Source organism: Nosocomiicoccus sp. HMSC09A07 (assembly GCF_001808485.1).
In the GTDB taxonomy this organism is placed as follows: domain Bacteria; phylum Bacillota; class Bacilli; order Staphylococcales; family Salinicoccaceae; genus Nosocomiicoccus; species Nosocomiicoccus ampullae_A.
Genome location: NZ_KV793634.1, coordinates 28,100 through 52,525 on the forward strand (window position 1 = coordinate 28,100; position 24,426 = coordinate 52,525).

The window sequence follows — 24,426 nt, forward strand, 5'->3', positions numbered from 1 at the left end:
AAAATATAATTAACAAAAATTGGGTCGTGGTCTCTAAATATGTTAAATATATCCGGATAACTAACAAAATCGCAAAATTTTTGTTAAATAAAACACGTTCAAATAACATTTTTATTCTTTTAGAGTAAAAACACCCGAACAAACACACCAAAAAGCGAGGCCCGGAATCAGCATGGTCTCGCTCCTTTTCAACAGAAATATTACGTTCGTTTTTGTGGTAAGTTTTTCATGTACATATAGAAACTTGCTACGAAGATGATAATGTACCCGATAATCGATAGAATATCTGGGTATTCTCCAAAGAATATGATACTGAACATCGCAGTAAATATAATCGTCGTGTAGAAGAATATCGAGATCTCTTTCGCTGGTGCATAACTGTATGCAATCGTTAGGCCGAATTGTCCTACTGATGCTGCGACTCCTGCAAGTAATAGGAACATGAGTTGTTCACCGGTCATCGGTTCATAGTTATAGATGAAAAACGGCAGTAACGCGACTGTTGAAAATCCTGAGAAATAAAATACGACGGTGTAAAATTTCTCGCGATCTCCGAGGACTCTTAACACAGTGTACGCTCCTGCAGCTGCGAGAGCACCGAGCACCCCGACTAAGGCATCAAATGATGTACTTTCAAACGACGGTTTGATAATAAATATCGCACCAATGAATGCGATAATAATCGAAGTCATTTGGAATCGTCTAATATATTCCTTTAAAAATATTGCGGATAAAATAATCGTGAAAAACGGACTGAGCTTGTTTAAAATATCTGCGTCACTTAAGACGAGTTTATCGAGTGTGTAAAAGTTAAGGATAACCCCAATTAACCCGAGCGTTGAACGCAGTAATAGCAATCCTTGGTTTTCTTTTTTACCAAACAGTGGTTCTTTATAGCGAATGACGAGTACGAGCGCAATCAACATCGCGACGAAGTTTCTAAAAAACGCTTTTTGTACTGTTGGTAAGTCGCCAGAGTATTTTACAAAGAGCGACATTAAACTAAAACCAAGAGATGAAATAATTAAAGCGATAATCCCTTTCGTTATATTGTTCAACTGTATACCTTCTTTATTATTAAAATTACTATCTTAGTGTAACACATAGATTGGTATATATCTTTGTCAAAATCTATACATAATTAAGCGATAAAGAACAAGAAAATGTATGATATTCTAAATTTATATCATACATATTGGAGGCAACATATCAATGAAAAAATTATTAGGTGCAGCAGTATTATCAAGCGTTTTAGTACTTGGAGCATGTGGAAATGACGAAAACAAAGACGACATGGAAGGACACGAGCATCACGATCACGACGAAGTTGCTGGTTTAGATGTTGAGTTAACGACTCCTGAAACTGCAACAGCTGGTGAAGAAGTTGAATTCGTTGCACACGTTACTTCAAACGATGAAGACGTAAACGATGCAGATAAAGTATTATTTGAAGTGTTAAAAGACGATGAAAGCCTCGATAAAATCGAAGGGGAATTTACTGAAAATGGACTTTACAAATTGAACTACACATTTAAAGAAGCAGGAACATACGAAGTGATCTCACACGTTGACGCGAACGGCTTACACACAATGCCTAAAAATGAGGTTGTCGTAGAGTAATTACATTTCTAGACGAAAAAAATAGAATGGCGTAAAATAAGTATCTAAGAATGGTGAACATTCTAATGGAGGTACTTAGATGAAAAAGACGTACATTATTACAGATGCTTTAACAGCAATTGGGCAACGTTTGGCGCATGAACTTGCAAAGCGTGGTCACAATTTAATATTATCTGGAAATGACTACAACGAACTCGAAGCGTTACACGATGAATTAAAATCATATAGTGATGCGCATCACGAAGTATTTTTACTCGAACAAGCAAAAGAAATCGACTGGCTAAATATGGTCGATAAAATAGATTCAACATACGACGGTTTAAATGGTGTGATTTTTATACACTCCATTGAGACTGAAGATAACGATGTATACAATGTTTCATACGATGAATTTACTGAAGTTATGAACGAACACGTGTGGGGAACGTACCTTGGAGTACGCACGTTACGCAATCAATTGATCGAAACGAAAGAGACGAAAATCATCAATTTAGTAGAACCTGTACGTGAAGAAACATTCGAACACAATTTATATTATGCAGTTACCGGTGCGATAGAAGGACTCACGCATGCGATACAAAGCGAGCTTCGTAAAGAAGATCTTAACGTTTATACGCTAAGCTATCGTCCGACTGAACGAGATGCTTCGTTCAATCCAAACGACGACAGCGCAGTTGGGACTATTTTTAAAATTCTAGATGATGAGATTTCAAATGATAATAACGAAACGATCATCATTCATTAAAAAACCACTCATTTTCGAGTGGTTTTTATCTATTATGCTTGTAAATAGAGAATCGTGTAGTATAATGATAAATAGAAATTCAGTGAGAATGATTATCAATTAGGCGGTTTCACATGATGAAGAAATTATTTAGGCTAGATGTACTAATCATTGTGCTCATATTAGTATCGATACTTTCTCTATTTGTTGGAGTAAGTAGTTTGCCTTTATCAGATATATTTAATTTAAATGAGCAACAAAAGACAGTTTTATTACATAGTAGAATACCGCGTACTGTATCAATTATCATTGCAGGTGCTGCTCTTGCGACATCTGGTTTAATTATGCAACAGCTCACGCGTAACAAGTTCGTATCCCCTACGACAGCAGGGACGATGGAATGGGCGCAACTCGGTATTTTAATCGGAATGATATTTTTCCCGGCAGCGAATATGTTAATGAAATTATCATTTGCAACGATGCTGTCATTAATTGGTACGTTAATCTTCATGCAGATTATTACACGTATTAAATTTAAAGATATCATTTTCGTTCCACTGATCGGTATTATGCTCGGTGGGGTCGTTTCGAGTGTAGGTACATTTTTAGCACTTAGAACGAATAACCTACAATCCATCGGTGCGTGGATGCACGGCAGTTTCTCTACGCTGGTCACTGGGCGATACGAGATTTTATATATTAGTATTCCGTTATTGCTATTAGCAATTTTTTATGCACATCAGTTTACAGTTGCTGGTATGGGAGAAGATTTCTCTAAAAACTTAGGTCTGAATTATAAGCGTGTCGTAAATATCGGACTATTTATTACCGCTGCGATTACAGCGATTGTCGTTGTAACAGTTGGTATGCTACCGTTTTTAGGGTTAATCGTTCCGAACATCGTCTCTATTTTTAGAGGGGATCATTTACGCAGTACGATTTTCTTAACAGCAACACTCGGTGGGATATTCGTTATGATCTGTGACATCATTGGCCGAGTTATTATATTCCCGTACGAAGTGTCTGTTGGTCTCGTCATCGCTGTATTTGGCAGTGCAATCTTCCTATTTATGATTTATAGGAGGGTAAAGCATGCATAGTAATAAGAAAAATATAACGCTTTTAATCGTTTTATCAGTCGTTGCACTTGGACTTATAGCATTTTACATGTTGTATGGTATAAATTTTAAGATTTTACATTATCAACTACCGTCAAGAATGCTCCGTACGTTCGCAATTATTATCGTTGCTACCGCAATCGCAGTATCAACGGTAGTGTTCCAGACGATTGTTAAAAATAGAATCATTACTCCGTCGATTATGGGGTTAGATTCGGTCTATGTATTTATACAAACAACGATCGTATTTATTGCAGGAGTTAGTTCGCCATTACTATTTAATGACGCGTATAACTATTTCTTAAGTTTAATAATACTCGTCATATTTACAGTTTTTGTATTTAAATTCTTATTTAAATTGACGAAAAACAACGTCTTCATACTATTACTTATCGGTATTATACTTGGAACGTTTTTTGGAAATTTAGCAACATTTATGCAAGTGCTAATCTCTCCAGAAGATTTCATGATATTACAAGGACAGTTATTCGGATCGTTTACGAAGATAAATGAAACGTTACTTTATATCACACTCGGTATCGTCATCGTGTTACTTATCATCGTGCTACTCGATTTTTCATCGCTCGATGTGATGGCGCTCGGTAGAGATCACGCGATTAACCTCGGAGTAAACTACGACTTAAAAGTTTCGAAACTACTCATTATCGTCGCGATATTCGTATCCGCATCGACAGCACTTGTTGGACCGATTATGTTTTTAGGGCTACTCGTCGTAAACTTAGCCCATGAAGTGTTTAAAACGTATAAACATTTATATCTTATTATAGGAACCACATTAATCAGCATTATCGCGTTATTAATTGGTCAGATGGTTGTACAGTTCGTATTTAAGAATAACATCGAACTAAGTGTTATCATTAACTTAGTAGGTGGAGTGTACTTCATCTATCTCATGCTAAGGAGGAGTAAGGCTTGATACAAATTAAAGGTCTTTCTAAAGCGTATGGTAACAAAAAAGTTGTCGACAACGTGTCACTCGATATAGAAAAAGGGAAACTGATGTCTTTAATCGGGCCAAACGGTGCCGGTAAAAGTACAGTAATCTCGATGGTCACTCGTTTAATGGATAAAAACAGCGGAGAAGTGTTGCTAGAAGGTGAAAATTTATTTACAAAACCGGACAATGAGCTCGCTAAAAAAATATCGATTTTAAAACAGAGTAACCATTTAAATTTAAACATTACAGTACGAGAGCTTATCGCATTCGGTCGATATCCGTATTGTAAAGGGCGTTTAAAACAAGAAGATAACGAAAAAATCGACGAAGCAATTAAATATATGGGACTTCAAGATTTACAACATCGTATGATTGATGAGTTATCTGGTGGTCAGCGTCAACGCGCATTTATCGCTATGACAATTGCGCAAGATACTGAATATATATTTTTAGATGAACCACTCAACAACTTAGATATGAAACACTCAGTTCAAATTATGCAAATCTTACGTCGATTATGTCGCGATAAAAATAAGACGATAATTATCGTCATTCACGATATTAACTTTGCGTCGTGTTACTCAGATAATATCGCAGCATTAAAAGATGGCAAATTAAAAATATCTGGCACTAAAGATGAAGTCATCCAAGAAGATATTTTGAGAGATATATACGACATGGACTTACAAATACAAAACGTCTGTGGTCACCGTATTTGTATTTACTTTGATGGTGAAGCAGTTGAATCACGTCAAGTATTTGGAGCGGTCTAGTCGCTTACACTTTTAAGGAGGTGATGGGTGCGCTACAGCTTGAAATTTAGTGGGGGCTAAATTTAGAAGGAGAAGTTTAAATGAACATTAAAAAATTATCTGCATTACTTTTATTATTTTTAGGAGTGATTGTACTTGCTGCATGTAGTAACGGTGGCGGTACAGATCAGTCAGAGACAAAAGACGAACCAGCTAAAGATGATGAGGAAACTGTAGAAACAACAGTTCCATACACAAATAACTTTGATATGAGTCTTACAACAGAACGTGATAGCGATACTGAAGCTGTTGACGAAACAATTGACGTAATTAAAAATTCTAACAAAGTAGTTTTATTAGACTTAGGGGTTGCATCAACGTTTGAAGCACTAGGTTTACAAGATAACGTTATCGCGTTACCTAAAGGTGAGAACGACTCTATTCTTGGACCTGAGCTAGAAACTTATAAAGATGAGAAGTATGTAAACCTCGGTGGGTTAAAAGATCCAGACTTCGAGAAAATTGCAGAGTTAGATCCAGAAATCATCATGATTGGTGGACGTCAAGCAAACAAACCATCAATCGAAGAATTTAAAAAGGCAGCACCTAACGCATCAATTATTTATGTAAGTGCTCAATCTGACAACTACTTTGAAGACATTAAAGAAATGACGACATTTATCGGAGAATTATACGATAAACAATCAGACGCAGAAGCGTTAAACAAAGAATTAGATGAAAAAATCGAAGAAACTAAAAACTTAGTTTCCGAAAAAGATAAAACGATGATGTTCATCCAAACAAATGGTGGCGACCTATCACTACACGGCCCAGGCGGACGTTATGATTTCTTATACAATCCAATCGGATTCAAATCTTCCGAAGGTGACTCAGAAGACAAAACTGCGTCACATGGTAACCAAATTTCATTTGAGTACATCTCTAAAGCAAACCCAAGTATGATTTTAGTGATGGACCGTGGTGCAGCGATTAGTAACGGTGAGGATGCTACAAAAGTAGACGTACTTAAAACTGATGTTACTAACAACGTAGATGCTGTAAAAGATGATAACATCTTTGAATTAAATTCAGTAAGATGGTACTTAAACTCTGGTGGTCACGCGTCAGCGATTGGCCAACTAGAAGAATTACAAGGGTTTTTAAATGAAGTAAAATAATTAAAAAACGATCCAAGATTTAATCTTGGATCGTTTTTTCTGTATGTTCACCGATAATTCTAACTTCGCGCTGTAACAGCACGTCATACTTTTCTTTAACGACTTGTTGTACGTGGTGAATTAACTCTTCGTAATCACTACCTGTACCGTTGTCGATGTTTACCATAAACCCGGCATGCTTTTTAGAAACTTCCACGCCACCCACTCTATGTCCTTGTAGACCACTATCTTGAATCAGTTTTCCCGCAAAGTGTCCCGGGGGTCTTTGGAATACCGAACCACAAGACGGTAAATCAAGCGGTTGTTTTGATTCACGTAAAAACGTCAGCTCATCCATTTTCGCATTTATTTCAGATGAACTACCTTCTTCTAATTTAAATGTCGCTTCGACGACTAAATATCCATTCTCTTGAACGATACTTTGTCTATATCCGAGGTGTAATTCCTCATTTGTTAAAGTTAATAATTCTCCATCTGGCGTAATTACTGATGCTTCTACGAGGCAGTCTTTTAATTCGCCACCGTACGCTCCAGCGTTCATATATACAGCGCCTCCGACGCTGCCTGGAATGCCACACGCAAATTCTAATCCAGTTAGTGAATGGTCGCGCGCAAAACGTGATACGTCAATAATTCGACTACCACTGCCTGACGTAATATAATCGCCATCACGTTTAATTTCTTTTAACTCTAACGTGTTTAACACAATCCCTCTAATGCCACCGTCTCTAATAATTAAATTCGAACCATTTCCAAGATACGTAATTGGTATTGAATACTCTTTTGCAAAACGGATTGTTTCCATTGCATCGTGAATATTATATACTGATATATAGTAATCTGCATTACCACCAGTATGTGAATACGTATAGCGTTGTAATGGTTCATCTGTTTTAATGACAGAATTTGTTAGACGCTCGCGTAAGGATTTTTCAATGTTCATAACAAAAGTCCTTTCTCATACGAATCAATTACTATTATAAACGGGAATACAAAAAAAGACTAGAATAACCATGCAAGAGGAAGGGTGAGATTCTAGCATGTTTCGATATTTAAAGTTAACGATATTAATCGGCACAGTCTTCATTATATCTGCGTGCCAGTCATCGTTAGAAAGTGACATCCAGCAATATGAAGAAAATATGGAAGATATTTATGAACTCGACCGACAATTTCTTGAGGCACTCGACGAACTCGACTTAAAGCAACTAGAGACAGTCTATGCAACAGAGGCAGATGTTTCAAAAGATGACATCGCTGAAATTAAAAAAGTAGTCGATGAATCTCTCGTCCCATTGTCGACTAAAATGAATGAAAAAATAGAAACGGTAGAAGTTTCAAACGAAGAGTTAAAAGAAGTGCATGAAGATTATGTAGAGAGTTTAGAGTTAAAAGAAACGTTCGCGAAAGAGCTCGGACGTGGGATCGATTTATATTTATCGTATAAAGAGTCGACAAATCAACTCATTAAAGACGGTGAAGCCGTCAGTGCGGCAAAAAAAGAACGTCAGTCTATTATCCAAGGCAACCACTCTAAAGTAGCTGCAGCAGAAATCGACCAAGTGATAGACATCGTCAATGAGCGTAGTGGTGAGCTTGAAGAAAATGTCGGTTTATTACAAAGCGATAACGATGTAGCTGAGAAACAACGCATTGTGGATGAAGTACTAATGCCAATTTTAGATACACAAATCGACAAATTAAATCAATTATCACTTGAAACTGACGAAGCAAAATCTGTACGAAGTATCAGTTTAGAAATGTTTTATACATTCAAATCATATTACAAAGAACGTATTAACATCATCCAAGTATACGAAGAAGAACAAAATCTTCAAATTCAAAACATCGTTCCAAAAACAGAATCGTTTAATAAACTTGATATGACGTACTCAGAAAAACTGAATCAATTAAAAGAATCTACAAAATAATAACTGCACATCATATTGATGTGCAGTTTTCCATTTCATTATTTCTTTGTCGGATCTTCCATTTTACCGTCACGTATTCTAGAGATGATAATGTTTCTAGAAATGACTGTAACCATCCAAAATGCGAATACAATCACAAAAATCCAAGATACGAGTGCGTTATTTTGGAAATCCAGTACGTATAAAAACACAACGATTAAAAGTGTCGCGTTAATCGTGTCTAAAATCGTCCAACGTTTTAACTCTCTTTGCATATTTTTCACCCTTTCAAATTGTACTAAATTGATTTTAATTTGATTTTAATATAAAACCGTGATAAATTAATTAAAGCTATTAAGGAGTTGTTCAAGATGTTAACAAAGATAACATCAATCGAGTCATTTGACCGATTGCTCGAAGAAAAGCCATATTTTTACTTTATGAAACATAGTAACACATGTCCAATCTCTGCGACAGCGTTTGAGGAGTTTCAAAAGTTTCACTATGAACGTGATATCGATGGCTATTATTTAATCGTTCGAGATCACAGAGAACTTTCAAACTACATTGCTGAAAAATTTAACATTAAACACGAATCACCACAAGCGTTTTACTTTGAAAATGGTGAAGTGAAGTGGCACGATTCACATAGTAAAATAACAGTTCAAGCACTTGCACGTGTTGAAGATTAAAACAGGAAACTGAAATGTTTCCTGTTTTTTTATCCAACTGGAGCAAACATAATTCTATTTTGTCCTTGTTTTTTCGCTGCAAAAAGCATGTTGTCTGCTTGGCGAATGACGTCTTTTTTAAGCATCGTCTGAGTCGACTTATAACCGATGCCAATAGATACAGTCATGTTAACGACGTGCGTATCGTCAATATGGAATTTTGTATGTTCAACAGTGTAACGAATCGCTTCACCAAGACGGACTGTCTGGTCAAACGATAAATTTGGAATGACCATCGAGAACTCTTCTCCTGTACTTCTAAACATCTCCCCACCTGTAGGTAGATGGTTTTTTAACAGGCGAGCGATTTGTTTAATGAGCTCGTCCCCAGAATCATATCCGTTGATATCATTAAAAAACTTAAAGTTATCGATGTCTATTAATAATATGCTGACGTTTTCTTCTTCTTTAAACAATTTGTCGATGAAGCGGTCAAACATTTTAACGTTACCAAGTTTTGTAAGACGGTCGTAATATTTATATTTTTCTTTATCTATAAAAAAGTTAAATGTTCGGTTAATGTCTTCGTATACTAACAAAATAAAAATAGTTGCACATAAAGACGATAAGAAAAATGCTATTAACGTCTTATCGTTAATTGGAGTTACAAAAATATACAACAGAATTAAGTATACGACAGTGAAAAGTCCACTCGACAATATGATAATACTCGTCTTTGGTGTTTTAATGAACGGTACAATTAGTTGGTAAAGCACCATGAGCACTAAAAATATCACAAACTGGATGAGGTCGTATTGAAATAAGAAATGATAAAACAAAAATACGATTACAATCGATAATATTTTATACGGTATTTTATTGTGTAAAAACAATAGAATTATCGGTATGTAATATAGCGATAACGTGACGTCCCCTATATGTAAAGGAACCATAAGTGATAATACAGCTAGGACGGTCATCATTAAACTTTGGAATAGAAGTGGGTTTTTAACGCCTTTTCTAAAATGATACTGCAAGCGATAAAACACATAGATTCCACTAATAATGAGCGCGATATTTAATATAAATTTTATAATCATTTGCATACCGCCTTTTTAAGCAAATTCATATCATATTATACAGTGTTTTAAATTTAATTGAAATTAAGTGGTAGGAGTATTTAATAGCGAATTATGATATAGTTAATAAGAATAATTAGCAGGTGAGGATATGTATACATTATTTCTATTAATATTATCTGCAATCATATCATTCATCGTTGCACCGATATTTATAAAGTTAAGTTATAAGTTTGGATTTGTCGATTATCCAAACCATAGAAAACAACATGCGAAACCGATGCCGTTTTCCGGCGGAATATCGATTTTTGTATCGTTTGTGATTACATTAATTATCGCTCGACCGATCGAACCAGAATACATACCGATTATTCTCGGTGGAGGGTTAATTGTATTAATTGGTATTATCGACGATAAATATGATCTAAAACCGAGTATTAAATTCATTGGACAACTCGTTGTTATTACGATACCCGTGATGTTTGGGGTTGTCATTGATACGATTACGCCGTTTGGGATAACTGTAGATTTCGGTATATTTGCGATTCCATTTACGTATTTATGGATTGCAGTGATCATTAACGCAGTTAACTTAATTGATGGATTAGACGGATTAGCATCTGGTGTAACAGTTATAGCTTTAGCAAGTATTGCAGTAATTGCGATTTTACAAAATAATATATTTGTCATGATGATAAGTGTCATACTCATCGGGTCAACGCTTGGAGTATTATATTATAATTTCTATCCAGCGAAGCTCTTTTTAGGGGATAATGGGTCGATGTTTTTAGGGTATGTACTCGGAGTATTATCGATATTAGGATTTAAAAACGTGACGTTTTTCTCGATTCTATTCCCAATTATCATTCTTGGCGTACCGTTTATAGACATTACGTTTGCTGCCATTAGACGGTATAGAGAAGGGGTCTCACTGACTCGTGCCGATAGAGGGCATTTACACCATAAGTTACAATACTTAGGGTTTACGCACCGTCAAAGTGTGATTTTACTTTACTTGATGGCAACGCTATTTGCATTCGCGTCAGTAATTTTATATTTATCGACAGTGACAGGTGCAGTACTCATTTGTTTACTGCTTATCTTATCAGTTGCCATTATAGTAGAGGCGACGGATTTGATCGGTTCAAACCGCCGCCCAATTTTAAGGTTTGTTAAACGAATGTTTATATATATGAATCGTTAGACGAGTGTACGTTCTGCCATTTCTACTTCTGAAGTAGTCATCGTAAACGTATCACTCGTTATTTTTTGGAGTTCACTTTTAACATCTTCTACTTTTTCTTCAGATACGATCAGTTCGTACGTTACTTTATCCGTATATTTTTGGTCTCTAATTTCAATTTGTTCTTGTTCTAAAAAGTATTCAAAACGATTTGTGAACGTATAATCTAATACGATCATGGTCGGCAACATCGGAACGAGATATACTTTACCACTCGCTTTTACCGCTTCAGCAGCTCCACTTGAATATGCGCGGATTAGCCCACCGGCTCCGAGCTTAATGCCACCGAAGTAACGCGTAACGACGATCGTCGTATTGTACAACTCTTCACGCTTTAATACTTCTAAAATTGGAATGCCTGCTGTTCCTTGAGGTTCACCGTCATCATCAGCACGCTGAATAAGTGCATTCTCTCCGATAATATAGGCGCTACAATTATGTGTTGCGTCTTTATGTGTTTGCTTAATTTCATTTATAAATTGTTTTGCTTCATCTTCAGTTTCAGTACGTGCGATATACGATATAAACGTTGAACGTTTAATATCGATTTCAGCAGACGTATTTAATTTGTTCATGTAAATTTGTTCCATCGTGTACACCTCTTTAAAACAGTTTAACATAGAGCGGTTTTAGTGTAATATAGAAACGAGTGCTAATATGTGAGGGATATTTATGAAAATAGCAATTGTAGTAGATTCAACAGCATACTTATCAGATGAAATTAAAGAAAAAAATGACATTTATACAATACCTTTAAACACGATTTTTGGCGATGACACGTACCGAGAAGATATCGATATTACGCCTGAAGAATTTTATGACAAAATGCGCGCACAAGAAGACCTTCCTATGACGTCTCAACCGTCTATTGGAGACTATATTCTTCTATTAGAAGAACTTTATAAAAAAGGGTATACAGATGTGATTAGTTTCCACTTATCGAGTTCAATTAGTGGAACATTACAAAACGCAGTCGCAGCGGGACAAAGTGTAGAAGGAATTACACTACATGCAGTCGATTCAAAAATCGCGTGTACGCCACTCGGTTTACTTGCAGTCTATGCCGCGCAACATAAAGATGATACGCCACTAGAAGAGTTGTTAGAAACACTCAACCGTTTTACCAATAAAGACTATTTAGACGCATACTTTGTCGTCGATGATCTAACGAATTTAAAAAAGGGTGGTAGACTTTCAAACGCACAAGCGTTCGTCGGTCAATTGCTAAAAATCAAACCGATTTTACAATTTGAAGAAGGTAAAATCGTTGCGATTCAAAAAATCCGTACGAAGAAAAAAGCGTTAAGTAAAGTAGAAGACCTCGTTCAAGAAGCCATCGACAAACAAGCAGGCGACAATATCGTGTTAACGGTCATTCACGCTAATATTGAAGATGAAGCAAAAGAATTCCAAGCAAAACTTGCAAGTAAATTTAAAGATGCAACAGTACTTATCAGTCACTTTGGACCAGTTATCGGTACACATTTAGGTGAACATGCAATCGGAGTCTCGATTACATCGTTTGATGTCGATGTCACAGGATTTTAATCAATCATAAATATTATATATAAACACGCAGCGTATTTCGTTGCGTGTTTTTTTATTGGAGTGTATATGAAATTTACAAGAACGAAATCAAACACGACGATTTACTCTAAAGTCGGTGTTAAAAAAGAAAATGGTGCGTACAAATGCATAAGATGTGGCAATCAAAATCAGAATCTATTTTATTCGTATTCAGATTTCTTCGGTGACGTCACGTATTGTATGCACTGCGTGACACTTGGTAGAAGCGATAGCCGTAAACCGTTACGTGTTATCTCACCGATACGCTACCGTAAGTTTATGCCGTATGTTTTAAACTTTGAGTTAAACTCCGAGCAGTTAAAAGCGCAAACACGTATTGTAGATGCGATTCAACATAATCACGATCTAATGATTTATGCAGTAACTGGAGCAGGGAAAACAGAAATTACATTTCGCGGTATTCAATATGCGAGAAGTTTAGGTATGAATGTATTATTCGTTTCGCCGAGAATCGACGTTATACGAGAAATATATTTACGGTTAACAGATGCGTTTAAAGACGCACGGATCGACTTATTATACGGAGAAGAAAAAATTGAAGCGGATTTTGTCTTTACAGTGTCGACAGTCCATCAATTGTTTAATTTTAGAAATCATTATGACGTTATTATTATCGACGAAGTAGATGCCTTTCCACTAGTTGGAGATGAAGTACTAGAGTCACAAATAGAGCAAGCAAAATCAACGAACGGAGTCATCATTTACTTAACTGCGACGCCGACTAAAACTTTAATTAAAGAAGTTAAAAAAGAACATATCGTTTCAATCACACGCAGGTACCATGGAGAACCTCTCGTCATGCCAAAAGTGTTTTTTACAAATGTGAAACAACATTTAAAGAAAAAGAAATTGCCGAATAGTTTATGGTGTTTATTAAGAACAGCGATGTCAAAAGAAAGAAAGGTGTTCATCTTCGTACCGAACATCGACTTATTAGAGCCGATTAAAAATGTCATTATGAAAGAATTTAAAACGGTCGAAACGATTTTTAGTGGAGACCTTAAGCGTAAAGAGAAGATGGACGAGATGAGAAGTGGTCACATCGATATTATGATTACGACAACAATTTTAGAGCGCGGTGTCACATTTAAATGTCTAGACGTCTTCGTCATTCACGGTGAATATTTTGATGACACGTCACTCATACAAATCGCAGGACGCGCTGGACGTAAACTCGAAGATACGAAAGGCAACGTTTATATTTTTGCAAAGCACAATACGCTCGGCATCATAAAAGCATTAGAAAAAACGTATCGGTTTAATAAAGGAGATGTAAAACTATGAACTGCGTGTATTGTCATAATGAGATAGAAAGGGACTATAATCTAATTAATATATTTCTACAACCGTCTTGTTTATGTGACGGTTGTTTATCCGAATTAATGGAATTAAAAATCGATGAATCGTTTCAGTTTCATGATATGAATGTCGTAACGTTGTATGAGTATGACCGAATTGTAAAGCGGATGATACGGCGATATAAGTTTTTAGGAGATGTCGCGCTAGAAAAGGTGTTTTCGATGTTTGTAAAAGAAAAAATCCGGCTATATGATAAAGTAATCCCGGTCCCAATATCAAAGCTTCGTTTAAAAGAACGAGGGTTTAATCAAGTGACGCGCATATTAGATGATGCGGGCGTTAAATACGACGATATTTTGACGTCACATCGAACGATGCGTCAATCACAACTTTCTAAATATGAAAGAGAGACAGAGGTTAATCCATTTTCAATGCGAGAGGATATTGATTTAAAAAATCAGTCGATTATAATCGTCGACGACATATTTACGACCGGAGAAACTGTGCGCCAAGTGAGTGAAATATTAAAGGCGCATAATCCAAAGCGTATCGATGTGTTAACGTTTTCTATATCTAGAAAACTTTGATATAATTAAGGTACAAGATAACATTAGGAGGTATCATCATGATTAGAGTCGAAATTAGAGGAGAAAACATCGAAGTCACTGATGCAATTCGTTCATTTATCGAAGATAAGGTAAATAAATTAGATCGTTATTTTAACGATCAGCAGGACGTATTTGCACACGCAAACATCAAAACGTACCACAACAAAATGGGCAAAGTAGAAATTACAGTCCCAATGAAAGGCTTAACATTACGCGCGGAAGAAAGACATGACGACTTATACACTGCAGTAGACGCAGTCGTTGAAAAATTAGAACGTCAAATTAGAAAACATAAAACTAAAATTAACCGTAAATTCCGTGAAAAAGATGCAAGCCACGTAGATTTATTCCAAGTGTTAAGTGAGCAACCAGAAGAATCTCAAGATGACGATGATATTAAAATTGTAAAATCTAAAGAGTTTACGTTAAAACCGATGGATGCTGAAGAAGCAATTCTACAAATGGATATGCTTGGTCACGATTTCTTCGTGTTTAACGACCGTTATAGAGAAGCGACAAGTATCGTTTACAAACGTAAAGATGGTAAATACGGTTTAATTGAAACAAATTAATTGAACATCTAAGCCTCTAGCAAAAAAGCTAGAGGCTTTTAATGTGTAAGCTTTTATTTTCAGCAAAAAATTTGGTAAAATGTAATGATAATGATTTTATAAGGAGAAATTTCGATGAGTATGTTGCGTAAATTATTCGACGGCAATAAACGCGAACTTAAATCTCTTGAAAAAGAAATGAAAAAAGTACTCGCGCTTGAAGAACGCTATAGCACATATAGCGATTCTGAACTACAGCAAGAAACTGAAAAGTTTAAAGCGAAATTAGCTGAACATAGTGACGATAGAAAAAAACAAGATAAAATTTTAGACCAAATTTTACCAGAAGCATTCGCTGTTGTACGTGAGGCATCTCAGCGTACGTTAGAAATGAAACCATTCCCTGTTCAAATTATGGGTGGTATTGCCCTTCATAAAGGGGACATCGCTGAGATGAAAACCGGTGAAGGAAAAACGTTAACGGCGACGATGCCGGTATATTTAAATGCCTTAACAGGACGCGGTGTACACGTAATTACTGTTAACGAATATTTATCTTCAGTACAAAGTGAAGAGATGGCAAAGTTATATAACTTCCTAGGGTTAACAGTTGGACTCAACTTAAACCAAAAAAATAGTGAAGAAAAACGTGAAGCGTATAACTGTGATATTACGTATACGACAAACAACGAGCTCGGATTTGACTACTTACGAGACAACATGGTCGCATATAAAGAAGATCGTGTGCAGCGTCCGTTAAATTACTGTGTCGTGGACGAGGTCGACTCGATTTTAATCGACGAAGCGCGTACACCGTTAATTATTTCAGGTCAAGCAGATGAGCGCGTGACGGAATACCAACAAGCACAATTATTTGTATCAACGTTAAAGAAAGAACAAGACTATACGTATGACGTGCGTAAAAATACGATTCTTTTAACTGAAGATGGTATGACAAAAGCGGAGAAATGGTATAAGTTAGATAACCTTTACGACGTTAAAAATGTTTCGACGCTTCACCATATTAACCAAGCGTTAAAAGCAAACTATACGATGGAGCGTAACGTCGATTATGTCGTGAATGACGGAGAAGTATTAATCGTCGACAAATTTACAGGTCGTACGATGCCAGGGCGTCGTTTCTCTGAAGGGTTACACCAAGCGTTAGAAGCAAAAGAAGCGGTTGAGATTCAGCGCGAATCTAAAACACTCGCATCTATTACGTTCCAAAACTTCTTTAGGCTATACAATAAGTTATCGGGTATGACAGGTACAGCTAAAACTGAAGAAGAAGAATTTTTAGATATTTACAATATGCGCGTTACGCAAATTCCGACGAACCGTCCGGTTCAACGTGAAGACTTAAACGATAGAATTTATTCGACAAAAGATAATAAATATAAGGCAGTCATCGAAGAAGTTGTCGAACGTTATAAACGTGGTCAACCGGTCTTAATCGGTACAGTCGCGGTAGAAACGTCAGAAATTATTTCTGATTTACTGCGTCGAGCGGGTGTACGCCATAACGTATTAAACGCTAAAAACCACGAACAAGAAGCTCAAATCGTTGAAGATGCGGGTCAACGTGGACAAGTTACAATCGCTACAAACATGGCCGGTCGTGGTACAGACATTAAGCTCGGTGAAGGAGTTAGAGAGCTCGGTGGACTTGCAGTTATCGGTACAGAGCGTCACGAATCACGTCGTATTGACGATCAGTTACGTGGGCGTTCAGGGCGTCAAGGTGACGTCGGAGTGAGTACGTTCTACTTATCCTTAGAAGACGACTTAATGAAACGTTTCGGATCTGAACGTATTCAATCGATGATGGAAAAACTCGGTATGGAAAATGAAATGTTAGAAAGTCGTTTTATTACACGTAATGTAGAATCTGCACAAAAGCGTGTGGAAGGAAATAACTTCGACGCACGTAAACGTGTATTAGAATATGACGAAGTGTTAAGAACACAACGTGAAATTATATACGGTGAACGTAACGAAATTATCGACAAAAAAGACGTGAGAGACTTACTTCACGGTATGATCGATAACTCTATTGAACGCACAATTCACTATTACAATGACCAAGACAGTTCAATGATCGACTATGAAACGTTTAAAGAGTTGCTCGAGCAGTATTACGTTCGTGAAGGTGAAATTGAAATGGATGATTTAGTCGGTCAATCGACGGAGTCAATTATCGAACTCATCAAAGAAAAAGCGTATAAAGAGTTAGAGCGTAAAGAAGAGATTTTAACACCTGAACGTATGCGTCAATTTGAGCGCATGATGATGTTACGTACGATCGACCAAAAATGGACAGAGCATATCGACTCGATGGACCAACTCCGTGCAGGTATTCACTTAAGATCTTATGGACAAATTAACCCGTTAAGAGAATATCAAAACGAAGGGCTAGAAATGTTTGAGCAGATGATGAATGCTATAGAAGATGATGTTTCTCGTATGACATTAAAAACTGAAGTTCAAATGGACGAAGAAATTAAACGTGAACAAGTCGTCGATAAAAATAAAATGCAAGCATCTGACGGTAAAAAGAAAATGAAAAAGCAACCGGTCGTTAAAAAACAAACAGTTGGTAGAAACGATCCATGTCCATGTGGGTCTGGTAAAAAGTATAAAAACTGCCACGGTGCTTAAGGAGAAAATTATGGAAGTAAGTGAAATTAAAAGCTTTATAGAAGAGATGCGTACGAAACTAGAAAAATTTAGGGGGTCTCTTTGACTTAGAAGAAAAAGAGACACAAATTCGTGAATACGAAGAATTAATGGTCGAACCTAACTTTTGGGACGACACAGATAAAGCAAACGAAATTATTGAAAAAAATAACCAGTTAAAACGCGTCGTCGATGGATTTAATACGCTAGAAGACGAAGTGAATGACATCGAGGTGTCTTTAGAATTATTGAAGGAAGAAAACGATCCGGATTTACAGGAAATGATGGAAGAGACGATTCAAAACGTCAAAAAAGAGTCCGATGAATTCGAGTTAAACATCCTTTTAAGTGAAGAGCACGATGAACAAGATGCGATTTTAGAACTTCATCCTGGAGCGGGTGGTACTGAAGCACAAGACTGGGCAGAGATGCTCCTGAGAATGTATCAGCGTTTTATTGAAAACCAAGGATTTAAAACAGAAGTTCTAAACTATCTCGCAGGAGATGAAGCGGGTGTGAAAAGTGTGACGCTCAGTGTTAAAGGTCCGTTTGCTTATGGATTATTAAAAGGTGAAAAAGGCGTCCATCGACTCGTTCGTATTTCACCATTTGACTCATCGGGTCGTAGACATACGTCATTTGTGTCGTGTGAAGTCACACCACAGTTTAAAGACTCTGAAATTAATATCGAAATTAATCAAGAAGATATTTCGATCGATACGTACCGAGCAAGTGGTGCTGGAGGGCAGCACGTGAACACGACAGATTCAGCGGTACGTATTACACACCATCCAACAGGAGTCGTAGTTACGTGTCAAAATGAACGTTCACAAATTAAAAACCGTGAAACAGCCATGAAGATGTTAAAGTCAAAACTTTATCAGTTAGAACTAGAACGTCAGCAAGAAGAGATCGCGGCGTTAAAAGGCGAGCAAAAAGAAATCGGATGGGGATCACAAATTCGTTCATACGTATTTCACCCATATTCGATGATAAAAGATCACCGTACGAATTACGAAGTCGGTAACGTCGACAAAGTAATGAACGGAGATTTAATGCCGTTTATCGACAGTTATTTAAGATGGCACTTAAATGTTTAAAACATTATTTATGACAAAATGTTTATATATGATAAAATATAGGTATGTAAAAGTATGAATAAGCTTTTAAAAATTTATTAGAGGTGACCATTATGAAAAAGTTCTTATCAACGTTTTTATTAGGTTCAACGTTAGTATTAGCAGCGTGCGGCGGGGGCGGCGACTCTGCAGACACTGGTGACGACTCAAGCACTGACGAAGCACATCCAGGAGAACAAGTTGCAAAACAAAACTGTTCATCTTGTCACGGGGCTGACTTCTCAGGAGCTACAGGTCCAGCATTAGCGGGCACTTCATTAAGTGAAGATGAATTTACAGATATCGTTAAAAACGGTAAAGGCGGAATGCCAGCGTTTGGTAGTTTATCAGACGAAGAAGTTAGCGACTTATACGACTTCTTCACGAAATAAAACTCGTAAGGCTTTGTCACTCGACAAAGCCTTTTTAATTAATGGAGACAAATATGAAACGATTTATATTTAGTTTAATAGCTGTTGTTATTTTGTCAGCGTGCACGTCTAACGAAAATACAACTGAAGAAAGCCGTGTGGCGTCAGAAATGCACCGCGGAGAAGTTGTATATAAACAGACATGCGTTGGATGTCACGGCGTCGATTTAAGAGGACGCGGCAGTAGTGCAAAAGATCTATCTCAAATCGGCAGCGAAAAATCACCAGAATATATCCGTTCGATTATCGAAAATGGTACGAGAAGTATGCCGAGCGATTTAGTAACGGATGAAGAAGACTTAGATGCACTCGTAGAATGGCTAATGGAACAGAAGTAAATGTTACGTAAATACTAGGCGCTGTAACAAACAGCGCCTTTTTATTATGGTGTTATATCTATTCTGTTACATTTATGTTACAACGCGAAAAACAGCAAAAATATGTGCTATAGTTTGATTTACATTCACTAATTTTATATTTAACAACTTTGAATTTTACTTTTATTATTTATATACGTTTATTTAATACATAGTATTCAGGAGGACATTAGAACTTATGAAGAAGACAGTATTTTCAGTAGCAACATTAACAGCATTAACAGGGACATCACTTACAGCAAACGCAGAAGAAGTTATCGTTAAAGAAGGAGATACACTTTGGGGTATCGCTAACGAAGTTGGCACAACAGTTGAGAAGTTAAAAGAATTAAACAACCTTAACAGTGATTTAATTCACCCAGAAGACGTTTTAACATATGAAGTTGAAGCAGTAGAAGAAAACAACGGTAATACATACACAGTAAAAGCAGGCGACACTTTATGGCAAATTGCTTTAGACCACGGTATGGATTTAGATGAGTTATTCGCAGTAAACAACCTTTCATCAGACTTAATTCACCCAGGACTTGTATTAACAGTTGGAACACAAGTAGAAGCGGTTGAAGAAGTAGCACAAGTTGAAGAAGTTGTTGAAACTGAAGCAGTAGAAGAAGTAGTAGAGCCTGTAGTAGAAGAAAATGAAGTAAGTGAAGTTGCTTCAGGTGTTTACCACATCCAAGCTGGAGACACTTTATACTCAATCTCACGTGCAACAGGACTTTCTGTTGACGAGTTAAAAGCATTAAACGGCTTAACAAGCGATCATATCGTTGCAGGTGACGTACTTGTATTAGAAGGTAACCCAGTTGTTACTGAAGAAGTACAAGAAGTACAAGAAGTACAAGAAGTACAAACTGAAGAAGTTGTTGAAGTTGAAGAAGTAGCAGAAGTTGAAAACAACGTTCAAGCAGAAGCTGAAAAAGCAGTACAAGAAGCTGCAGAAGCAGACAGAATTGCAGCTGAACAAAGAGCAGCGGCTCAAGCAGAAGCTGAAAGAGTAGCAGCTGAGCAAGTAGCAGCAGCTCAAAAAGCTGAAGAACAACGTATTGCAGCAGAGCGTGCAGAAGCACAACGTGTTGCTAAAGAAAAAGCGGCAGCTGAAAAGAGAGCTCAACAAGAAGCAGCTAAAAAAGTACAACAAGCACAACAGCAACAAGCTCAACAAAGCCAAGCGGCTTCAGCACCATCTGTAAATAGTTCACAGTTTGCTGGTTTATCTAACTACTATGACTGGGGATGGTGCACATGGCACGTATTTGAAAAACGTGCGGCACTCGGTAAACCTGTCAGCAACATGTGGGGCAACGCAAATAACTGGGTAAACGGAGCAAGTGCGAATGGATTTGCTGTTAACAACACACCATCAGTTGGAGCAGTTGCACAAAGTTATGCAGGTATAAACGGAGCAGGTGCAGCAGGTCACGTTGCAGTTGTCGAATCAATCAACGGCGACGGATCAATCACAATCTCTGAAATGGGTTGGAACGGTACTGTAGGTGTTGTAAGCTACCGTACAATTCCAGCATCACAAGTATCAACATTTAACTACATTCACTAAAATATAAAAATCAAGCACCCGAACGGGTGCTTTTTTTATTATAATAAGAGTAGTAGGATGACGGAGGTTAGTTCAGTGAGTAAACAGTTGAAAGTATTAGTTGGCATTGTTCTTTTTGCGCTGATTAGTTTTAGCATATACCAGGTTATTACGTCTTCGAATGAATTGTTGAAGGATGAAGCAGCAAATGATATAAAACAAAAGCCACCTAGTAATAATCATGCGGAAGGTCAGTTGATTACGGAATACTCGTTTAATGGTGTGACGACAGATGAATCGTTTGATAATATTATTAAAAACAATGAAGTAACTGTTGTGAATTTGTTTGCGTCTTGGTGTAATCCATGCCGAAATGAAACGCCAGATTTAAATGAATTTTATTTGAAAGATTTACCAGATGACGTAGAACTTGTCGGGTTAAATGTACAAGATAGTAGTAAAGCACGAGATGCGTTTATTGAAGAGTTTGGTGTTCAATATCCGATATACAATATGGACAATGATAAAGACTTTATGGAAGGTCTTCGTTTAACGATCATACCGACAACGTTGTTTATTAACAGTGATGGTGAGATTGTGAAGACATATGTCGGAGAGATTTCTAAAAAAACGTTAGACAGTTACATTCAATATGTAAAGGATGAATAATATGGAAGACGTTTTTTGGTATATGATGGCAATTACTGTACCAGCATTTACAGTGATTTTATTTACGACGATTACGAGAAATCGTTACGTCGCAATATTTTTAACGTTTATCGTATTTGCAATTTCGATGTACCGTGGATACTATAACTCGGATTGGATTATATATTTAGATGCGCTAAGCATTGTGATTGGCTATATATTCGTTGAAGTATACAATTTAGATAGTAAAGATGATATTTAAGAAATGACAAACATCCGTTCGGTCATTTCTTTTTTTAATTTCGAAGAAGTGGTGTAAGATAGATATAAGTTAAAAATTTGGAGGTACATTATGGCAGAATTTGAACTCGTTTCAAACTTTGAACCTGCCGGTGATCAACCGCAAGCGATTAAAGAAATAGTAGAACAAATACGTTCCGGACAAAAACACCAAACATTACTCGGTGCAACTGGAACAGGTAAAACATTTACGATGAGTCAAGTTATTAAAGAAATCGGTAAGCCGACGTTAATTATCGCCCATAACAAAACGTTAGCTGGACAGTTATATAGTGAATTTAAAGAGTTTTTCCCAAATAATAGAGTCGAATATTTCGTCAGTTATTATGATTTTTATCAACCTGAAGCGTACGTACCATCTACGGATACGTTTATAGAAAAAGATGCGTCTATTAACGATGAAATCGACCAACTGAGACACTCGGCGACGAGTGCATTATTTGAAGGCGATGACGTAATAATCATCGCCTCTGTGTCGTGTATTTACGGTTTAGGTAACCCAGAAGAATACCAAAACTTACGCTTAAATATACGTGTTGGAATGGAAATTGAACGAAACGAATTATTACGTCGTCTCGTCGACATACAGTATCAACGAAACGATATTGATTTTGGACGTGGTACGTTTAGAGTGCGCGGAGATATCGTTGAAATCTTCCCTGCAGCTCGAGATGATCAGTGTATTCGCGTTGAGTTTTTCGGTGATGAAATCGATAGAATACGTGAAATTGATTTTATTAGTGGTGAAGTGTTAAGTGAACGCGAGCACTTCGTTCTATTCCCAGCATCTCACTTCGTCACGCGCGATGAAAAGATGACTGTTGCGATCGACCGTATTGAAAAAGAATTAGAAGAACGACTAAATGAATTACGCGATGAAGACAAATTACTCGAAGCACAGCGACTTGAGCAGCGTACGAATTACGACTTAGAAATGATGAGAGAGATGGGCTTTACGTCAGGAATCGAGAACTATTCGGTTCACTTAACGTTACGTCCACTTGGAAGTACACCGTATACACTGCTCGATTATTTCAAAGACTTCGTTATTATGATCGATGAGTCGCACGTGACACTCCCTCAAATTAGAGGAATGTATAACGGAGACCAAGCGCGTAAACAAGTGCTCGTCGATCACGGGTTTAGATTACCGTCAGCGTTAGATAACCGCCCGTTAAAATTTGAAGAATTCCAAGATAAAGCACAGCAACTATTGTACGTGTCTGCAACTCCTGGACCGTATGAATTAGAACATACAGATAAGATGGTCGAGCAAATTATCCGACCGACAGGACTACTTGACCCGACAATTGACGTACGACCGACTGAACATCAAATTGACGATCTGCTTCATGAAATACAAACGCGTGTTGAAAAGAACGAACGCGTCTTAATTACGACGTTAACGAAGAAGATGTCAGAAGACTTAACGGCGTATTTAAAAGAAGCTGGCGTTAAAGTTCAATATTTACACAGCGAAGTAAAAACGTTAGAACGTATCGAAATCATTCGTGAATTACGACTCGGTACTTATGACGTTCTCGTCGGTATTAACTTACTGCGTGAAGGAATTGATATACCTGAAGTGTCACTTGTTGCGATATTAGATGCAGACAAAGAAGGATTTTTACGTTCCGAACGTTCATTAATACAAACAATCGGGCGTGCTGCACGTAACAGTGAAGGCCACGTTATTATGTATGCAGATAAAATTACAGACTCTATGAGAGTTGCGCTAGATGAGACAGAGCGACGTCGTAAAATTCAAATTGAATATAACGAAAAACACGGGATTACACCGACGACGATTAAAAAAGAAATTCGTGACCTCATCAGTGCTGAAGTTGAAATTAAAGATGATAAAACATATGAAAAAACGGGTACAGTAAAACTCACAAAGAAAGAGCGCGAAGATTTAAAATCAAAACTCGAACGCGATATGAAAGAAGCAGCGAAAAACTTAGATTTCGAAACAGCAACAGAACTTCGAGATGCGTTATTTGAGTTAGAAGCAGAAGGGTGATAATACGTGAGTGAA

General features: G+C 37.0%; 26 protein-coding genes. 21 read left to right on the forward strand and 5 right to left on the reverse strand.

What is annotated here, in order from left to right; all coding sequences use genetic code 11:
- Nucleotides 1-200: 200 nt before the first annotated feature.
- Nucleotides 201-1,058 carry a DMT family transporter gene (locus HMPREF3177_RS04440; RefSeq protein WP_179853834.1) on the reverse strand — a complete coding sequence of 286 codons (858 nt, stop codon included), beginning with the start codon at nt 1,056-1,058 and terminating at the stop codon, nt 201-203.
- Nucleotides 1,059-1,212: 154 nt separating this feature from the next.
- Between HMPREF3177_RS04440 and HMPREF3177_RS04445 the strand changes: the two genes are divergently transcribed.
- The 6 genes from HMPREF3177_RS04445 to HMPREF3177_RS04470 all read left to right on the forward strand — a co-directional run bounded on the left by HMPREF3177_RS04445 (nt 1,213) and on the right by HMPREF3177_RS04470 (nt 6,350).
- Nucleotides 1,213-1,620, forward strand: coding sequence for a FixH family protein (locus HMPREF3177_RS04445; protein WP_070457261.1), 408 nt, complete (start codon nt 1,213-1,215; stop codon nt 1,618-1,620).
- 79 nt (nt 1,621-1,699) lie between these two features.
- The gene (locus HMPREF3177_RS04450; RefSeq protein WP_068129799.1) at nt 1,700-2,365 is read left to right on the forward strand and encodes an SDR family NAD(P)-dependent oxidoreductase; all 666 of its coding nucleotides are present in this window, start codon (nt 1,700-1,702) and stop codon (nt 2,363-2,365) included.
- Between the two features lie 116 nt (nt 2,366-2,481).
- Complete coding sequence (locus HMPREF3177_RS04455; protein ID WP_070457821.1) at nt 2,482-3,444, forward strand: ABC transporter permease; 963 nt, start codon at nt 2,482-2,484, stop codon at nt 3,442-3,444.
- Entirely contained in the window at nt 3,437-4,399 is a 963-nt protein-coding gene (locus HMPREF3177_RS04460; protein ID WP_070457263.1) for an iron chelate uptake ABC transporter family permease subunit, read from the forward strand. Before HMPREF3177_RS04455 ends, HMPREF3177_RS04460 begins: the two co-directional genes overlap by 8 nt.
- The gene (locus tag HMPREF3177_RS04465) at nt 4,396-5,193 is read left to right on the forward strand and encodes an iron ABC transporter ATP-binding protein (RefSeq protein ID WP_068129807.1); all 798 of its coding nucleotides are present in this window, start codon (nt 4,396-4,398) and stop codon (nt 5,191-5,193) included. The genes HMPREF3177_RS04460 and HMPREF3177_RS04465 overlap by 4 nt, the downstream gene beginning before the upstream one ends.
- A gap of 80 nt (nt 5,194-5,273) precedes the next feature.
- Nucleotides 5,274-6,350 (forward strand): siderophore ABC transporter substrate-binding protein, encoded by a 1,077-nt coding sequence (locus tag HMPREF3177_RS04470; protein WP_083286867.1) that lies wholly within the window; start codon nt 5,274-5,276, stop codon nt 6,348-6,350.
- Between the two features lie 19 nt (nt 6,351-6,369).
- On the opposite strand, the gene murB is transcribed toward HMPREF3177_RS04470, so the two are convergent.
- Entirely contained in the window at nt 6,370-7,293 is a 924-nt protein-coding gene (murB, locus tag HMPREF3177_RS04475) for a UDP-N-acetylmuramate dehydrogenase (RefSeq protein ID WP_068129815.1), read from the reverse strand.
- Between the two features lie 97 nt (nt 7,294-7,390).
- On the opposite strand from murB, the gene HMPREF3177_RS04480 reads away from it, so the two are divergent.
- Complete coding sequence (locus tag HMPREF3177_RS04480; RefSeq protein ID WP_068129819.1) at nt 7,391-8,281, forward strand: EMYY motif lipoprotein; 891 nt, start codon at nt 7,391-7,393, stop codon at nt 8,279-8,281.
- 38 nt (nt 8,282-8,319) lie between these two features.
- Here HMPREF3177_RS04480 and HMPREF3177_RS04485 read toward each other — a convergent pair whose 3' ends face one another.
- Nucleotides 8,320-8,535: a hypothetical protein gene (locus HMPREF3177_RS04485; RefSeq protein ID WP_040929472.1), complete on the reverse strand. Its 216-nt coding sequence runs from the start codon at nt 8,533-8,535 to the stop codon at nt 8,320-8,322.
- 96 nt (nt 8,536-8,631) lie between these two features.
- Between HMPREF3177_RS04485 and ytxJ the strand changes: the two genes are divergently transcribed.
- Nucleotides 8,632-8,952, forward strand: a complete 321-nt coding sequence (ytxJ, locus tag HMPREF3177_RS04490) for a bacillithiol system redox-active protein YtxJ (RefSeq protein WP_040929471.1) — start codon at nt 8,632-8,634, stop codon at nt 8,950-8,952.
- A gap of 29 nt (nt 8,953-8,981) precedes the next feature.
- On the opposite strand, the gene HMPREF3177_RS04495 is transcribed toward ytxJ, so the two are convergent.
- A complete protein-coding gene (locus tag HMPREF3177_RS04495; protein ID WP_070457265.1) occupies nt 8,982-10,031 on the reverse strand; it encodes a GGDEF domain-containing protein in 1,050 nt (349 codons plus the stop codon).
- Nucleotides 10,032-10,161: 130 nt separating this feature from the next.
- Between HMPREF3177_RS04495 and HMPREF3177_RS04500 the strand changes: the two genes are divergently transcribed.
- Nucleotides 10,162-11,214 carry a glycosyltransferase family 4 protein gene (locus tag HMPREF3177_RS04500; RefSeq protein ID WP_070457267.1) on the forward strand — a complete coding sequence of 351 codons (1,053 nt, stop codon included), beginning with the start codon at nt 10,162-10,164 and terminating at the stop codon, nt 11,212-11,214.
- On the opposite strand, the gene HMPREF3177_RS04505 is transcribed toward HMPREF3177_RS04500, so the two are convergent.
- The gene (locus HMPREF3177_RS04505; protein ID WP_070457269.1) at nt 11,211-11,843 is read right to left on the reverse strand and encodes a YigZ family protein; all 633 of its coding nucleotides are present in this window, start codon (nt 11,841-11,843) and stop codon (nt 11,211-11,213) included. The genes HMPREF3177_RS04500 and HMPREF3177_RS04505 overlap by 4 nt on opposite strands.
- Before the next feature lie 82 nt (nt 11,844-11,925).
- On the opposite strand from HMPREF3177_RS04505, the gene HMPREF3177_RS04510 reads away from it, so the two are divergent.
- The 12 genes from HMPREF3177_RS04510 (at nt 11,926) to uvrB (ending at nt 24,411) form a co-directional block, all read left to right on the forward strand.
- Nucleotides 11,926-12,801 carry a DegV family protein gene (locus HMPREF3177_RS04510; RefSeq protein WP_070457271.1) on the forward strand — a complete coding sequence of 292 codons (876 nt, stop codon included), beginning with the start codon at nt 11,926-11,928 and terminating at the stop codon, nt 12,799-12,801.
- A gap of 66 nt (nt 12,802-12,867) precedes the next feature.
- Nucleotides 12,868-14,124, forward strand: a complete 1,257-nt coding sequence (locus HMPREF3177_RS04515; RefSeq protein WP_070457273.1) for a DEAD/DEAH box helicase family protein — start codon at nt 12,868-12,870, stop codon at nt 14,122-14,124.
- 98 nt (nt 14,125-14,222) lie between these two features.
- Nucleotides 14,223-14,726: a ComF family protein gene (locus tag HMPREF3177_RS04520; RefSeq protein WP_168161309.1), complete on the forward strand. Its 504-nt coding sequence runs from the start codon at nt 14,223-14,225 to the stop codon at nt 14,724-14,726.
- A gap of 38 nt (nt 14,727-14,764) precedes the next feature.
- On the forward strand, nt 14,765-15,319 hold the full coding sequence (hpf, locus tag HMPREF3177_RS04525; protein ID WP_070457277.1) for a ribosome hibernation-promoting factor, HPF/YfiA family: 555 nt from the start codon (nt 14,765-14,767) through the stop codon (nt 15,317-15,319).
- A 114-nt stretch (nt 15,320-15,433) separates the two neighbouring features.
- Entirely contained in the window at nt 15,434-17,959 is a 2,526-nt protein-coding gene (secA, locus tag HMPREF3177_RS04530) for a preprotein translocase subunit SecA (protein ID WP_070457280.1), read from the forward strand.
- A 10-nt stretch (nt 17,960-17,969) separates the two neighbouring features.
- Nucleotides 17,970-19,077, forward strand: a protein-coding gene (gene prfB, locus HMPREF3177_RS04535) for a peptide chain release factor 2 (RefSeq protein WP_148128604.1) whose coding sequence is annotated in 2 segments (ribosomal slippage) — nt 17,970-18,041 and nt 18,043-19,077 — 1,107 coding nt in all. Because the reading frame shifts where the segments join, the coding sequence is not laid out codon by codon here.
- A gap of 92 nt (nt 19,078-19,169) precedes the next feature.
- Nucleotides 19,170-19,487 (forward strand): c-type cytochrome, encoded by a 318-nt coding sequence (locus HMPREF3177_RS04540; RefSeq protein ID WP_070457284.1) that lies wholly within the window; start codon nt 19,170-19,172, stop codon nt 19,485-19,487.
- 53 nt (nt 19,488-19,540) lie between these two features.
- Nucleotides 19,541-19,864, forward strand: a complete 324-nt coding sequence (locus HMPREF3177_RS04545) for a c-type cytochrome (protein ID WP_070457286.1) — start codon at nt 19,541-19,543, stop codon at nt 19,862-19,864.
- 217 nt (nt 19,865-20,081) lie between these two features.
- The gene (locus tag HMPREF3177_RS04550; protein ID WP_070457288.1) at nt 20,082-21,461 is read left to right on the forward strand and encodes a LysM peptidoglycan-binding domain-containing protein; all 1,380 of its coding nucleotides are present in this window, start codon (nt 20,082-20,084) and stop codon (nt 21,459-21,461) included.
- Nucleotides 21,462-21,536: 75 nt separating this feature from the next.
- Nucleotides 21,537-22,109 carry a TlpA family protein disulfide reductase gene (locus tag HMPREF3177_RS04555; protein WP_168161310.1) on the forward strand — a complete coding sequence of 191 codons (573 nt, stop codon included), beginning with the start codon at nt 21,537-21,539 and terminating at the stop codon, nt 22,107-22,109.
- A gap of 1 nt (nt 22,110) precedes the next feature.
- A complete protein-coding gene (locus tag HMPREF3177_RS04560) occupies nt 22,111-22,350 on the forward strand; it encodes a DUF2198 family protein (RefSeq protein ID WP_068129865.1) in 240 nt (79 codons plus the stop codon).
- Nucleotides 22,351-22,440: 90 nt separating this feature from the next.
- Nucleotides 22,441-24,411, forward strand: coding sequence for an excinuclease ABC subunit UvrB (gene uvrB / locus HMPREF3177_RS04565; protein WP_070457293.1), 1,971 nt, complete (start codon nt 22,441-22,443; stop codon nt 24,409-24,411).
- Nucleotides 24,412-24,426: the final 15 nt, after the last annotated feature.